Annotated in this window: 11 protein-coding genes and 1 pseudogene; 9 read left to right on the top strand and 3 right to left on the bottom strand. The window is 67.1% G+C overall.

The annotated features are described in order from the left end of the window. Nucleotides 1-103 precede the first annotated feature (103 nt). Nucleotides 104-1,924 (top strand): TonB family protein, encoded by a 1,821-nt coding sequence (locus tag H162_RS0125125; RefSeq protein ID WP_156885793.1) that lies wholly within the window; start codon nucleotides 104-106, stop codon nucleotides 1,922-1,924. A gap of 199 nt (nucleotides 1,925-2,123) precedes the next feature. Next, nucleotides 2,124-2,978, top strand: coding sequence for a polysaccharide biosynthesis/export family protein (locus tag H162_RS31895; protein ID WP_229452255.1), 855 nt, complete (start codon nucleotides 2,124-2,126; stop codon nucleotides 2,976-2,978). Between the two features lie 121 nt (nucleotides 2,979-3,099). Here the strand turns inward: H162_RS31895 and H162_RS0125110 are convergent, their stop codons facing one another. Beyond that, nucleotides 3,100-5,067 carry a polysaccharide biosynthesis protein gene (locus H162_RS0125110; RefSeq protein ID WP_229452253.1) on the bottom strand — a complete coding sequence of 656 codons (1,968 nt, stop codon included), beginning with the start codon at nucleotides 5,065-5,067 and terminating at the stop codon, nucleotides 3,100-3,102. A 414-nt stretch (nucleotides 5,068-5,481) separates the two neighbouring features. Beyond that, a complete protein-coding gene (locus H162_RS0125105; protein WP_020656247.1) occupies nucleotides 5,482-6,429 on the bottom strand; it encodes an N-acetylmuramoyl-L-alanine amidase-like domain-containing protein in 948 nt (315 codons plus the stop codon). Between the two features lie 253 nt (nucleotides 6,430-6,682). Between H162_RS0125105 and H162_RS0125100 the strand changes: the two genes are divergently transcribed. The 7 genes from H162_RS0125100 to H162_RS0125075 all read left to right on the top strand — a co-directional run bounded on the left by H162_RS0125100 (nucleotide 6,683) and on the right by H162_RS0125075 (nucleotide 13,496). Then, the gene (locus tag H162_RS0125100; RefSeq protein ID WP_020656246.1) at nucleotides 6,683-9,682 is read left to right on the top strand and encodes a TonB-dependent receptor; all 3,000 of its coding nucleotides are present in this window, start codon (nucleotides 6,683-6,685) and stop codon (nucleotides 9,680-9,682) included. 308 nt (nucleotides 9,683-9,990) lie between these two features. Next, on the top strand, nucleotides 9,991-10,152 hold the full coding sequence (locus H162_RS34845; RefSeq protein WP_169444569.1) for a hypothetical protein: 162 nt from the start codon (nucleotides 9,991-9,993) through the stop codon (nucleotides 10,150-10,152). 60 nt (nucleotides 10,153-10,212) lie between these two features. Next, complete coding sequence (locus tag H162_RS34840; RefSeq protein WP_020656245.1) at nucleotides 10,213-10,389, top strand: hypothetical protein; 177 nt, start codon at nucleotides 10,213-10,215, stop codon at nucleotides 10,387-10,389. Nucleotides 10,390-10,616: 227 nt separating this feature from the next. Next, a complete protein-coding gene (locus H162_RS0125090) occupies nucleotides 10,617-10,997 on the top strand; it encodes a LiaF transmembrane domain-containing protein (RefSeq protein ID WP_229452252.1) in 381 nt (126 codons plus the stop codon). Beyond that, entirely contained in the window at nucleotides 10,987-11,694 is a 708-nt protein-coding gene (locus tag H162_RS0125085) for a LiaI-LiaF-like domain-containing protein (protein ID WP_020656243.1), read from the top strand. Before H162_RS0125090 ends, H162_RS0125085 begins: the two co-directional genes overlap by 11 nt. Then, on the top strand, nucleotides 11,694-12,764 hold the full coding sequence (locus H162_RS0125080; protein WP_020656242.1) for a sensor histidine kinase: 1,071 nt from the start codon (nucleotides 11,694-11,696) through the stop codon (nucleotides 12,762-12,764). Before H162_RS0125085 ends, H162_RS0125080 begins: the two co-directional genes overlap by 1 nt. A 3-nt stretch (nucleotides 12,765-12,767) precedes the next feature. Further along, a complete protein-coding gene (locus H162_RS0125075) occupies nucleotides 12,768-13,496 on the top strand; it encodes a LytR/AlgR family response regulator transcription factor (protein WP_020656241.1) in 729 nt (242 codons plus the stop codon). Between the two features lie 17 nt (nucleotides 13,497-13,513). On the opposite strand, the pseudogene H162_RS35375 reads toward H162_RS0125075, so the two are convergent. After that, a pseudogene (locus H162_RS35375) lies at nucleotides 13,514-14,285 on the bottom strand (IS5 family transposase); the annotation flags it as partial.

Here is a 14,285-nt window from a genome sequence, read left to right as displayed (position 1 = left end):
ACAATATCCGCTTCGGAACGGCATGGCTTCAGCGAACGCAAGCAGTCGACACACTTCACGTACGCGTGCCGACCGGCGCCTCGGCGCCGGTATTGCAGTTTCCGTGCTGCTGCATGCGCTGCTGCTGTCGATCCAGTTCGGGGTGCCCGGGCTCGATCTCGGTAGCGGCGGGCCGATTTCCGTGACCCTGGCGCCGCCGGATACGCCACCTCCCGAGGCGGCGCCATCCGTGCCTGCGTCCGCTGCACCTGCTCCACTTGCGCCATTGGCGACGGCCCCGGCGGCGCCTCCCTTGCCCTTGCCGCCGCGTCCGGCGGCCGGCCTGCGCCTGGTGGATCCGCTTCCGCCGGCGCCGGTGCTGGCCCGTACCGCGAAGCAGGCCGCCAAGCCCAGACCGCGCAAGCGCACCCGGGTGGCGGCGCCCAGGCGCCGGGTTCCTCCCGTCTCCACGCCGCTGATCGCCGCCCAGCCGCAGGAGGAATCGACCTTCTCCGTCCCCTTGCCCGACGTCGTTCCGGAGGAGAAGCTCGCGCAGGCGGGCGATCCGTCCGCGCAGGAAGAGAGCGCTGGGAAGACCGAGCTGGCCGAGCCGGCGGCTCGGGAATCCGCCGACGATGGCGAACAGGAAGCGCTGCGCCTGGCCGCCGAAGAGGAACGGCAACGCCAGCTGGCGCTGGAAGAGCAGGAGCGGCTGGCGGCGGCCGCGCGCCAGGAAGAGGAGCGCCGTCGGGAGGAGCAGCAGATGACGGAGCGGCGGCTCGCAGAGCAACAGGCTGAAGCGCAGCGGCTTGCGGAGCAGCGCCTCGAGGAGCAACGGCTGGAGGAGAACCGGCTCGCGCTTGAGCGCGAACGCGCAGCGCAGTTGCGGCAACGGGAGCAGGAGGACCTGGCGGCGCGCCAGCAGGCCGAGCGCCGCGTGGCCGAGGAGGCCGCTGCGCGCGAACAGGCGCTGGTCCGGCAGCGCACGGAAGAAACCACGCAACGCCAGGTGGCGGAGCGCAGGCGCGAGGAGGAGGCACGGCTCGCGCAGGAACGCGCGCAGGCGGAGGAACTGGTCCGGCGCAGGCTGGCCGAAGAGCGCACCCGGCAGGAGGTAGAGGAACGCGCACGCGTGGAAACCGAGCGGCTGGCCCAGGAACGCGCGCGTGCGGAGTCCGAGCGGCTGGCGCAGGAACGTACACGTGCGGAAGCAGAACGCTTGGCCCAGGAGCGCGCACGTGCCGAAACCGAGCGGCTGGTGCAGGAACGCGCACGTGCGGAGGCCGAGCGGCTGGCCCAGGAGCACGCACGCGCGGATGCCGAGCGGCTGGCCCAGGAACGCGCGCAGGAGGCGCGCCGGCTCGAGGAAGGACGCATGCGGGCCCAGGCGCCCGGTCCCGGAGGCCTGGAACAAGGGCAGGGACAAGGGCAGGGCGGCAATGGCGCAGGGCCGGGCGCCGGCGGCCGCGCGCAGCAGGGGGCGCTGGCGGGCGATCTCGGCACCCGTGCGCGCGACATGCTGCGCGGCCTGAGCATCCCGAGCGCGACCCCGCCCCCGACCCATGCGACCGACACCATGCCGAATGCGCGCCGGGTCGTCTCGGACGGCGGCGAACGCGACGTGCCGCTGCGCCTGTACATCGACAGCGTTCGCCAGAAGCTCGAACGCAACGCCGTGCTGGGCGACGCCCGCTTCGCGGTCCGCGAGGTGCGCATCGATCCGCTGGTCAGCCTGTCGCTGCGCAGCGACGGCAGCGTCGACGACGTCACCATCGTGCGCTCCAGCGGCCGCCCCGACATGGACGAGGCGGTGCGCCGCTTCGTGCGCCTGAACGCCCGCTACTCGGCTTTCCCGCCGAACGTGGCGGCGCGCTTCGACGTCATCGAGATCCGCCGGATCTGGACCTTCGCCGAGGGATTGAAGCTGGTCGAGGAGTTGCGCTAGTCCGTTTTAGACCGGGGCCGCGCCCGCATTGTTCCAAGCCGCCGTTTGATCCGCTGCAAAGCCAAGCCTGATAGACGCCGTACCCTGAACTGAAGGGCTCAAGTAACGCGTCTATTTTTGATAGGCAACAATCATGGCTTCGTTTTGTTCAGCTGCAATAGCGGGTTGGCGTTGCTCCGCGTCCGCATTGGCGCTGGTATTGCTCCTGGCCGCCTGCACGAGCGGCCTGGGCTTCGACACCGGCGCCGGATCCGGCGGCGCCGGCGTCGCACCACCGACCGAACTCATCACCGCACAGCTGGTCGACGCCGAACGCCAGGCCTTCCTGCTCGCCGCGCGGCAGGACCTTGGGCCCTTGTTCGTTGGCACGCCGCCGCCGTACACGATCGGGCGTGGCGACGTCCTTTCGATCGTCGTCTGGGACCATCCGGAACTCGCCGCCGGCGGCATGACCGCCGCCGCGGCCGCCGCCGACAGCGGGACGGCGCAGCCGGGCGCGGCGCCGGGCTTCGTCGTCGACCACCAGGGACGGATCCAGTTCCCGCTAGTGGGCCTGCTTGCCACGGAAGGGCTGACCGAGGAGCAGGCGCGCGCGCTGCTCACCCGCAAGCTCGCGCGCTACATCGCCCACCCGAACGTGACCCTGCGCGTCCAGTCCTACCGCAGCAAGCGCGTGTACGTCGACGGCGAAGTGCGCACGCCTGGCCTGCAGGCCATCGACGATATCCCGATGACCCTGGTCGAGGCGCTCAACCGGGCCGGCGGCATGCAGCCGAACGCCGACCAGAGCCGGATCGTCCTCGAGCGCGGCGAGGCGCGCTACACGCTGAACATGCGCGAGCTGGTCCAGAAGGGCGTCAACCCGGGCGCCATCCTGCTGGCGCACGGCGACGTGGTGCGCGTCCATTCGCGCGAGGAGAGCAAGGTGTTCGTGTCCGGCGAAGTGATCAGCCCCAAGGCGCTGACCATGCACAACGGACGTCTCACGCTCAACGAGGCGCTCGGCGAGTCCGGCGGCATCAGCCCGCTGAGCGGCGATGCGCGCCAGGTCTAGCCCAGGCCGATGATGCCGATCACGGCGCTACGCTCGTGCAGCCGTCCCAGCAGCTGCTCCAGATGAACTGATTGGTGCTCGTCACGCATGGGTTTCCTCGCCAGTGGGGTGAACGGTGGGGTTAGATCCGGGACGGTACGAACTTGCCCCGCAGGCCGGCGCGCTGTCCGGTTTCGGCGGCGGCGGCCGGCGCGGCCAGCGGCGCCTGCGGCACATACTCGGCCACGATGGCCCGGACCATCGATTCGATCGTGCCGCGCTCGTGGGTGTCGCAGGCCATCATCAGGCAGGTGATGCAGGTGTCCAGCACGCTCGGGCGCAGCGCGCTTTCCTTCATGCGCATGATGCGCGGGTGTTCGCTCGGGAACACGGTGCCCTCGGTGAGCAGCTCCTCGTGCAGCTTCTCGCCGGGGAACAGGCCGACGAACAGGACTTCGACGTCGCCGCGCGGGTTGTTCGGGGTGCGCTCGCTCAGGCCGTGCATCGCGATCATGGTGCGCGCCAGGTCGACGATCCGCACCGGCTCGCCCATGTCGAGCACGAACACGTCGCCGCCCTTGGCCATGGCGCCGGCCTGGATCACCAGCTGGGACGCTTCAGCGATCAGCATGAAGTAGCGCGACACCTCGGGGTGGGTGATCGTCACCGGGCCGCCGCGCGCGATCTGGCGCTGGAACAGGGGAATGACCGAGCCCGAGGAGCCGAGCACGTTGCCGAAGCGGACCATGCAGAAGGTGGTGGCGCCTTCGTGGCGTGCGGCCGCCGCCTGGAAGATCAGCTCGGCGATGCGCTTGCTGGCGCCCATGATGTTGGTCGGCCGGACCGCCTTGTCGCTGGAGATGAGCACGCAGGTGCGCACGCCGTGGCGCGCCGCGGCGGCGGCCACGACCTGGGCGCCCAGCACGTTGTTGCGCAGGCCCTCGACGATGTTGGCCTCGACCAGCGGCACGTGCTTGTAGGCGGCGGCGTGGTAGACCGTGTCCACCTGGCCGTCGCGCAGGACGCGCTCGACCAGGTCGCCGTTGCAGACCGACCCGAGGTGGGCGTCGATGACCAGGCCGGGGAAGCGGGTCGCGAGTTCCTGGCGGATGGTGTACAGCGCGAACTCGGAATGGTCGAGCAGGTGCAGGCGGGCCGGCGTCAGGGTCACGATCTGGCGGCACAGTTCGCTGCCGATGGAGCCGCCGGCGCCCGTGACCAGCACGCTCTTGCCGCGCACGCAGCGGGCGAACAGGTCCAGCCGCGGCGGCACCGGCGCGCGTCCGAGCAGGTCTTCGAACTTCAGCTCGCGGATGGTGTCGCGCGGACCGGCCGTCTCGTCCTCGAGGTCGACCAGGCGGCTCAGGATCCTGGTCGGCACCCCGGCCTGGCCGAGGCGCTGCATGAGCTCGCGCAGCCGCTCGGGCGGGGCGGCGGGCAGGGCGATGACGATGGTGCGGAACTGCAGTTCGGCCGCCAGTTCGCGCAGGCGCGCGGTCGGGAACACGCGCAGCCCGGCGACGCTGCGCTCGTGCAGGACGCGCTTGTCGTCGAAGAAGCACAGCGGGCGGTATTCGCTGCCGTCGCGCAGGGTCTGGGCCAGCCGCGCGCCGGCGTCGCCGGCCCCGTAGATGGCCACCGCCAGCGCATCGCCGGCGGGGCGCTCGCGATGGGCGCGCAGCAGCTTGCGCAGGCCGATGCGCGATATCGCGACATAGGAAAAAGCGATGAACCAGTAAATGGCCAGCGCGCTGCGGGGAAAACGCGCCTCGCCGATGGCGACCAGCGCCAGGTATGCGCAGAATATGGCGATGGCCAGCGCAATGCCGGTCATCGTCAATAAGCGGTGGTCGATAAAGCGGATGACTGCGCGATACAGGTCGGACAGGAAGAAGGCGGTAATGGTAAGCACGGCGATGAATAAATACGCGGCCGCGCCGTAATTCGTTGCGAATTTTAAATCGCCCCCGCGCAATATCATTGCGATCAGAAAACATAGGGGAAGCGCCAGCAGATCCGCCGCGACCATCAGGCTGACCTTGGTGGTGCGGTGCATCGACACGATGCGTGCACAGAGTACGCTGAATGCCTGGCGGCTTTGTCTGGACATGGCGATGGGCTTTTCAGGGATGATGAATATGTCGCTGGATAAAAGCCATGGTGCAATATAAATCCATGCTCAGATATTCCCGGTAAAAATCATTCGCAATTAAATGAGGGGGTGCTGTATGCGTTAATTATCCGGCCCGGTTTATGCGTGCTGTTTGAGTTCACTCAACAGCGGACAATACAGGTCCGTATTAGGCGAATTTAAAATGAGAAATGAAATTCAGAAATGCAGGAGGCGCCGATTTCCAGTTGTTATTATTGAAAGCGGTAAATGAATACCTGAGGCAGGAAATCGAAAAAGGACAGGAACCCGAACCGGGAACAAGGGGAGGGGAGAGGGAGGGAAAGCGCGGCGCATGGACGGCGCCGCGCAAGGGAAGCCCGCCGGACCGGGCCGGCGGGCAGGCGGACGGACTCAGGCCCCGGCCGGGCGGCCGGGACGCGGCTGCGGCGCCATCGGCGGCACCTCGATCTGTTCGTTCAGGCGCAGGAACTTGAAGCCGGCCAGCACCTGGCCGCGCTTGCCCTCGCGCGCATTGCGGGCTTCGCGCTCGGCGGCGCGCGCGATGAAGGAGTCGAAGGTTTCCTCGCGCACCTTGGGCTCGGCCGAATGCAGGAAGTGGCGCTCGCCGTTCGGTCCCAGCACCACCAGGCCCACGTGCGAGGCCCAGTATTCGCCGTCGCGGGTCGAGATCACGTTCACGAAGTCGCCTTCCTGCAGCTGGCTGGCGATCGCCGCCACCTGTTCCTTGGCCACGAAGGCCTGGCGGCTGGACTCGACCGGGAACTCGCGCACCGTGTGGTGGCGGGTGCGCAGGAAGCGCGCGCGGTCGACCGTCATGTCGTAGGCGGGTCCGCCCGGCCCGGCCAGTTCGGCGCTGATGTCGGTGACCAGCCAGCGGTTGGCGACGTTCCAGTCCATCTCGGTGTAGTGGTTGCGGGTGGCCACGCCGATCACGCCGTCGCGGTAGCGGATGCGCTGCAGCATCCAGAAGAATTCTTCCCACGATTGCGACAGCGCCATCGCATAGGTGTGTTCCGCGAACACCACGCAGTCGCTCTGCTCGAGGCTGAACAGCGGCAGGTTGTCGTGGATTTCATAGGGGAATTCGCCCAGCAGGTGCAGCGAGTACGGCTGGCCGATGTTCTTGCGCCCGATCGCCGCGATGCGCTTGCGCAGGTCGGGTTCGGCCTGGTGGACGTGCTCGATGTAGCGGCCGGCTTCGACCGGGCTCATCTGGAAAATCTGTTTTTGCAGCACGGTGGCGAGCGGTACCGGGGCGGGCGGCGCGGTACGCGGGGCCGGCGCGGTGACGCATCCGGTCAGGGCGGCGCTGGCAAGCAGCAGGCAGGCAAGGCGCATGGCGGGGGTGTCTCGTGTTGTTGTTAGAAAACGTCACGCTACGCGCGCGCGCGCCGCTTGGGTAATGAAATTTCGTGCGGCGGCCATAACTTCCACGGCCCTGTCGAATATGTACATTCCTCCAAGTTATAAGGTGGCGAACACAAGTGATTATTCACTCAGGCAAGAAATCAACAATACTCCGAGGATGGCAAGCCTTGCGTCTGCCTTATGCAATATCCATAGATAGATAACATTCCCCCAGGAGGAGAAGATGTTCAAACAGAAGCCGATCGCTGCGGCGGTATCGATGGCCGTGTGGAGCCTTGCCACGCTGCCTGCCATGGCCCAGGAAGTCGCGGCCAACGCCCCGATCCAGACGGTGGAAGTGACCGGTATCCGCGCGTCGCTGGCCAAGTCGCTGGCCGTGAAGAAGGATTCGGCCGCCAACGTCGAGGTGATCACCGCCGAAGACGTCGGCAAGATGCCGGACAAGAACCTGGCCGACTCGCTGCAGCGCCTGGCCGGCGTGGCGGTGCGTACCGACTACGACGAAGCCGAAAAGGTGTCGATGCGCGGCACCAACCCGGACATGTCCCTGATCATCTTCAACGGCCACGCCGTCTCCAGCGCCGACTGGTACGTCGCCGACCAGGCATCGAGCTCGCGCTCGACCAGCCTGTCGCTGATGCCGTCGCACGTGCTGCAGCAGGCCGTCGTGTACAAGACCTCGCAGGCCAACATCGTCGATGGCGGCCTGGCCGGCACCATCAATGTCTCGACCCGCAAGCCGCTGTCGCAGAAGGAGCGCTTCTCGGGCATCGTCAGCGTCGGCGCCAGCTACGCCGACCTGCCGGGCCGCTACGCGCCGGACATGAACGGCTCGGTCACCTGGAAGAACGAAGCCGGCACCTTCGGCGTGCTGGCCGCGCTGTTCTCGGAAAAGCGCTACGTGCGCCGCGACTCGGTGTCGCGCTTCGCCTACGGCACCAACAGCGGCTGGGACGTGATCAACACCTCCACCATGCTGGGCATCACCGACGCCTCGCTGGCCGGCACCGGCCTCAAGGCGTCGGACCTGAACGGCGTGCGCCTGCCGGGTTCGATGAGCTCGGAATTCGTCGAGTCCGTGCGTGACCGCAAGGGCGGCATGCTGTCGCTGCAGTTCAAGCCGAACCGCGACCTGGACATCAGTGTCACCGGCTTCCATTCGTCGATGGACGCGGACAACCACGGCCGCCTGACCTCGGGCGCGATCTATTCCATGCTGCTCGGTAAGAACCAGCCGCTGGGCAGCACCGCCGCGACGGCCGCCAACACCAATTCGAACGGCCAGCGCGTCTACGCGCAGATCCGCAACCCGGTGATCGGCACCGAGACCACCGTCTACGGCCACCAGCTGAAGGTGCTGAAGGCCGCCGACATCGTGTTCCCGGACGGGACCACCCCCCAGTACGTGGGTAACTCGGAAGGCTTCTTCCGCGAAGGCGCCAAGGCGGAAAGCTCGTTCCTCGACCTGGACGCCAAGTACCGCGTCAACGACGACCTGACCGTCAAGACCCTGCTGTCGACCACCCGCGGCGTCGGTTCGACCGACCTCGACCAGGGCCTGACCCTGGCGCGCTACGGCACCGGCATCTCGTACGCATTGAACGGCCTGCACGACGCGCCCTTCGTCAAGTACCACAACGCCGGCAACAACCAGCCGGGCCTGAACCCGGACGGCAGCGGCTACACCATCGTCGACCGCGCCGCATCGGGCGTGCGCACCGTCGACAAGGAGTGGAGCGCCCAGCTCGACGCCGAATACAAGCTCGATCGCGGCATCTTCCAGTCGCTCGAGAGCGGCGTGCGCTTCGCCGACCACGCGCGCACCAGCGGCCGCCGCGGCCCTGCGTTCCGCAACGGCATCAGCGTCGATCCGGTGACCGGCAAGGTCACCTCGCCGACCCCGACCCCGACCACCGGCTGGCAGCCGTATCCGGGGGACTTCGGCTCTGGCCTGGGCGGCAGCGGCTGGGACAATACCGGCTTCACCTACACCCGCGACGCCACCAAGGACTACATCGCGTCGAATACCAAGGTCACCAGCCCGGAATGGGAACGCCGCGTGAACTCGGAAATCGACATGAAGGAGCGCCAGAGCGCGGCCTACCTGATGGCCAACCTGGAAGGCGACCGCTGGTCGGGTAACGTCGGCCTGCGCTATACCCGCACCCAGATCAAGGCCCAGATCGCGACCCCGATCCCGGCCGGCGCCTGCGACCGCACCGAGCCGGGCAAGCCGGCGACGACCTGCGCGGCCTACCCGGGCGCGATCACCACCGCGGGCGACGCCACCGCCTACTTCGACGGCCAGCCGTTCAACCCGAAGGCCGGCATCATGTACTACAAGACGCCGACCGACCGCACCTTCGAGAACTGGCTGCCGAGCCTGAACCTGCGCTACGAGCTGCAGAAGGACATGATCGCGCGCTTCGGCGCCAGCCGCACCATCGGCCGCCAGAACTACAACACGCTGGGCAGCGGCTTCGGCACCCCGGGCTGCGACGCCAACGGCTGCCGCGTGACCGGCCCGAACCCGGACCTGGAACCGCAAACCTCGGACAACGTCGACCTGTCGTGGGCCTGGTACTTCGCACCGCGCTCGGTCGTGGCGGTGAGCGTGTTCCACTCGTCGATCGACGGCTACGCGAAGACCGGCACCACCGGCACCTCGACCGTCGACCTGCTGGATCCGCGCGACCAGACCGTGAAGACCTTCGCGATCAACACCTCGTCGCAGCAGGGCGCGAAGATCAACGGCATCGAGCTGCAGTATGAGCAGCCGTTCGGCAAGACCCCGTTCGGCTTCACCTCGAACGTGAGCCGCGCCAAGACCAAGGTCGACGATGGCCGTCCGATGGTCGGCGCATCCGAGTGGACCGGCAACGTGGGCGTGTACTACGAGGACGACAAGCTGTCGACCCGCCTGGTCGCGAACTATCGCGGCGAGTACGTGAACAGCACCACCGCGCCGTCGCCGACCGCGAACAGCCAGGGCCTGTCGGTGATCAACGGCGTGGCGATGCCGACCGCACCGACCTACGCCGACGCCGTGACCACGCTCGCATTCTCGCTGAACTACTACTTCACGAAGAACATCGAGCTGGCCTTCAGCGCGACCAACCTGACCAACGCCAAGCGCGCTCAATATCGCTACAGCGAAGAAGAGCCGCAAAAGCTGGACGTCAGCGGCCGCCAGTACTACCTGAACCTGCGTTACAAGTTCTAACAACTTCAGCGCCGCGATGCGGGTATAAGGGGAGCTGCGGCTCCCCTTTTTTTTGTTGTCAGGGGCTTACCGTGGCGTTATTGCCAATGTCGTTTTAACAGCGTGCGCGCAGGGTGTGTACAGTGTGCGTCACCTAACGGTAAGCAGCGCCACGGCTCGGTATCATGAAGCCGTGTGAGTGAGGGACGTGCGATACGGTTCGAGGCGTCCCGACTATCTCAACAGGTTAGCCGGTCGCCTCGAGGACCGGCACCAGAATCCCGGGCCCGCGCATGTCGCACGGGCCTGCAACGGAAGCGGAGGCTGCCATGTCCGACGTCAAGCACCCACCCAAGCATCTGGTTCGCGAATACCTCGAGCGCCGCTCGCGCGATCCAAAACCGCCCCCAACCCCGGAAGAAATCCGGCGCCAGCTTGGCTGGGGCATGTTGATGCCGGCGGATCTCAAGATGGGCACCAACCGCTCTTAACCGGCGGCGCGGCGCGCCATGGCGGCGCCACCGCGCGGCTTCAGACACAGGAGATGTTTCATGACCAATAAAATTGGCAACAAGCATATCGCACAACACCGCGGCAAGAAGGAAAGGCTCGAGATCAAGCGCGCCAATGTCGCACGCGAGGCCGTCCGCCAGGCCGAGGCCCGCGCCAAGTACCGTCACCAGGTCAAGAACCAGCCTCCAAGGGACCAAGCAACGCCGGCCGCCTGAAGCAGGCTCCCTCGGCCAGCCCGCCTCCCGTGAGGCGGGTTTTTTTTCGTCCCGCCGCCGGCCAGCGCGTGCGGCGCGGCGTGGCCCGCCATCCGCCGGCCCGGCTCCGCTGCCCGCCGAATTCTTCGCCATTCGCCGCCCGCCGCCCGCCATTCACCGAAAAGCGCTTTCGCCGCCATCCCGGCTTCCGGTATCGTGCTTGCCATGACGATCACACAGGGGAGCACATGATGAATTCCGAAGATGCATATCGCTGGCGCAAGCAGGTCGTGTGGGGCCTGCTGCTCATCGTCGTGGGCGGCGCGGTGCTGTTCGACCGCCTCGGCTACCTCGATGCCGAACCGCTGTGGCGCTACTGGCCGCTGCTGCTGGTGGTCGTCGGCGTCAACCAGACCATCGGCTATCCGAGCCCGCGCGAGTTCGGCAACGGCCTGTGGACGGTGTTCATCGGCCTGTGGCTGTTCGCCGTGTTCGAGAACCTGTTCGGCCTGACCTTCCGCAACAGCTGGCCGCTGTTCATCCTGGCCTGGGGCGTCAAGCTGGTGCTCGATCCCTTCATCTCGCGCCGCTTCGCCGGCAACCACCCGGAGAACCGCCATGAAAAATGAGATCCAGCCGAAGGGCGTCAGCAGCCAGGTGGTGCTTGGCCTGCTGGTCATCGCGATGGGCTTCCTGTTCCTGCTCGATAACCTCGATATCCTCGACATGCACCGCGCGTTCTCGTTCTGGCCGATGTTGTTCATCATCGTCGGCACGGTCAAGCTCTGCGATACCCGGACCCAGGGCGGCAGGCTGGTGGGCGCTGCGCTGGTGGGCGTGGGCGTGCTCCTGACGCTGGACCGGATGGACGTGATCGACTTCAGCTGGCGCGCCGTGTGGCCGCTGTTCCTGATCGGCTTCGGCGCCTTCCTGCTGTACAAGTCCGTCGTCGGCCGGCGCCGCGTCGGCATGGCTTCGCTGAAGGACGGCGCGCTGGAGGACGACGTGATCGACATCACCGCGATCATGGGCGGCTTCGACCGGCGCATCACCACGCCGCACTTCCGCGGCGGCGAGGTGACGGCGGTGATGGGCGGCTGCTCGCTCGACATGCGCAATTCCTCGATCGAGGGCGAGGCCGTGATCAACGTGTTCGCGTTCTGGGGCGGGGTCACCATCAAGTGTCCGCCGGATTGGACCGTGATCCTGCACGGCACCCCGATCATGGGCGGCTTCGAGGAGAAGACCATGCCGCCGCCGGACAGCGCCAAGCGCCTGGTGATCCGCGGCTACGCGATCATGGGTGGCGTGGAAGTCCGGAACTGATGGGAAGCTTCTGGGCGCGGCAAGGCGCGGCGCTCTACCTGCTGGCCTGGCTGATGCTGGGCCTGCTGCTGGCGGGACTGATCGCGGGCGCCACCGGCGCCGGCGTGTCCGCCAGCCTGCTGTTCGCATTGCCGCTGACCCTGGTCTACGCCAGCGCCTGCGGCTTTTCGGCGTATTATCTGTGCCGCGCCTACCCGCTCGCGCACAAGCCGCTGGGCGCCGTGCTGGGCGTGTTCTTCTTCAGCGCCGTCAGCGCGGCCCTGCTGTGGTGCGCCGCCGGCGCGGCCTGGGCGGCGCTGTGGGGCTGGCTGGCCCCGGACTGGGGCGGGGTGGCAGTGTCGCGCCCCTTCGTGGCGGTGATGTTCGGGGTCGGCGTGCTGCTGTACGGGATGACGGGGGCGGCGCATTACCTGGCGCTGGAATTCGAGCGCGCGCGTCGCGCCGAGACGCGCGAGCTGGAACTCCGGCTGCTGGCGCAGGACGCGGAGCTGCGCATGCTGCGCACCCAGATCGATCCGCACTTCCTGTTCAACAGCCTGAATTCGATCAGCGCGCTGACCGCGATCGACCCGGCGGGGGCGCGCGACATGACCCTGCGGCTGGCGGAATTCTTCCGCCACACCCTGGGGCTGGAAGCGCACCGCAAGGTGCCGCTGGATGAAGAGGTGGCGCTGGTGGAGCGCTTCCTGGCGATCGAGCAGGTGCGCTTCGGTCCGCGCCTGGCCTTCGCGCGTCAGGTCGGCGCCGACGCCGGGCGTTGCCTGGTGCCGCCGATGATCCTGCAGCCGCTGGTGGAGAACGCGGTCAAGCACGGCATCGGCCAGCTCCTCGAGGGCGGCACGGTACGGGTGGCGGCGGAACGCGCCGGCTCGCAGGTCAGGATCCGGGTCGAGAACGACGCCGATGACGAGCAGGGCACGCCGCGCGCCGGCAACGGCATCGGCCTGGTCAACGTGCGCCAGCGGGTGGCGGCGGCCTACGGCCGCGAGGGCAGCGTGCACTGGACACGCACCGACAGGACATTCAGGGTGGACCTCGTGCTGCCCGCGGAAACGGCGATGGGAGACTGAGGAATGCGAGTACTGATCGTGGACGACGAACATCTGGCGCGCGCGCTGCTGCGCGAGTACCTGGGCGCGCATCCGGACGTCGAGATCGTGGGCGAATGCGCGAACGGCTTCGAGGCGGTCAAGGCGATCGCGGAGCAGGATCCCGATCTCGTGTTCCTCGACATCCAGATGCCCAGGCTGGACGGCTTCGAGGTGGTGGAGCTGGCCGGCAGCAAGCCGCACTACATCTTCGCGACCGCCTACGACCAGTTCGCGCTGAAGGCCTTCGAGGTGCATGCGGTCGACTACCTGCTCAAGCCGTTCTCGCGCGAACGGCTGGCCCAGGCGCTGGCGCACGCGCGCAGCCGCGCGCCGCAGCCGGCCCGGGTGGAGGCGGTGGTGCAGGAGGCGGCGCAGCGTCACCAGCCTTTGGAGCGGGTCCTGATCCGCGACGGCGCGCGCGTGCACGTGGTGCCGGTCGCCAGCATCGACTACATCGAGGCGCAGGACGATTACGTGCAGATCAGCGCGGGGGACAAGAGCTACCTGAAGAACCAGCGGCTGTCGGAGCTGGAGGGCTTGCTCGATGCGGCGGTGTTCGTGCGCATCCATCGTTCGTATATCGTGAACGTGGGGGCGGTGTGCCGCATCGAACCGGTCAGCAAGGACAACCATTGCGCGGTCCTGAAGGGCGAAGTGCGGCTGCCGATCAGCCGCAGCGGCTACCAGAGGGTACGCGAGTTGCTCGGCTAGGGTCTGTCTGACTGACCTCATAGGAGCCACACCATAATTGTTGCGACCATGACTGTGGCTAAGTAGTTATGGCCGCGTTTGTCATAGCGCGTCGCGACAGCGCGGAAGTCCTTCAGGCGGTTGATGGCGCGCTCGACGACATTGCGGTCTTTGTAGGCGTCGGCATCAAAACGCGGCGGCGCGCCTCCGCGGCGACCTTTGCGGAGGCGGCTTTTCTGTGCATCGAGGCGCTCCGGACAAACACAGCGTATGTGACGGCATTGAATTTGTCGCCGGTAGTGCCGAGCTCCATAGGCCCGATCCACGCGCAAGCTCGATGGGCGTTTGCGCGGACGTCCCCTGCCACAACGTGGCACGCAGATCGCATCGAGCACCGCTTCAATCTGGGCCGCATCGCTGCATTGTCCGGCCGTGATCACGATGGACAAAGGCAAACCGTGCCCATCAACACACAAGTGGATCTTGCTGGTGATGCCGCCGCGTGAGCGGCCCAACCACTCGTCAGCTATGGCCCCCTTTTTTCGGATGGCGGAAGTTTCTTTCGTGCCCCAGCCGCGCTGCGGTGCGCCTTGATATGCGTGGCATCGAGTGCAGCGCCATCCCAATCAATCAGACCGGCTTGCTCGGCTGCTGCTTGCATCACCTTGAGCAGGCGTTGCCAAGTGCCGTCGCGCGACCAGCGAACAAACCGGTCATAGCAGGTTTGCCAAGGCCCGTAGCGGGCAGGTATGTCGCGCCAGGGCGCTCCTGTGCGCAAACGCCAAAGTATTCCGTTGATCACATGCCGAT

The organism is Massilia niastensis DSM 21313 (assembly GCF_000382345.1).
GTDB classification, from domain to species: domain Bacteria; phylum Pseudomonadota; class Gammaproteobacteria; order Burkholderiales; family Burkholderiaceae_D; genus Telluria; species Telluria niastensis.
The sequence above is the reverse complement of the archived record's forward strand: the minus strand, read 5'-3'. Positions and strand labels throughout refer to the sequence as shown.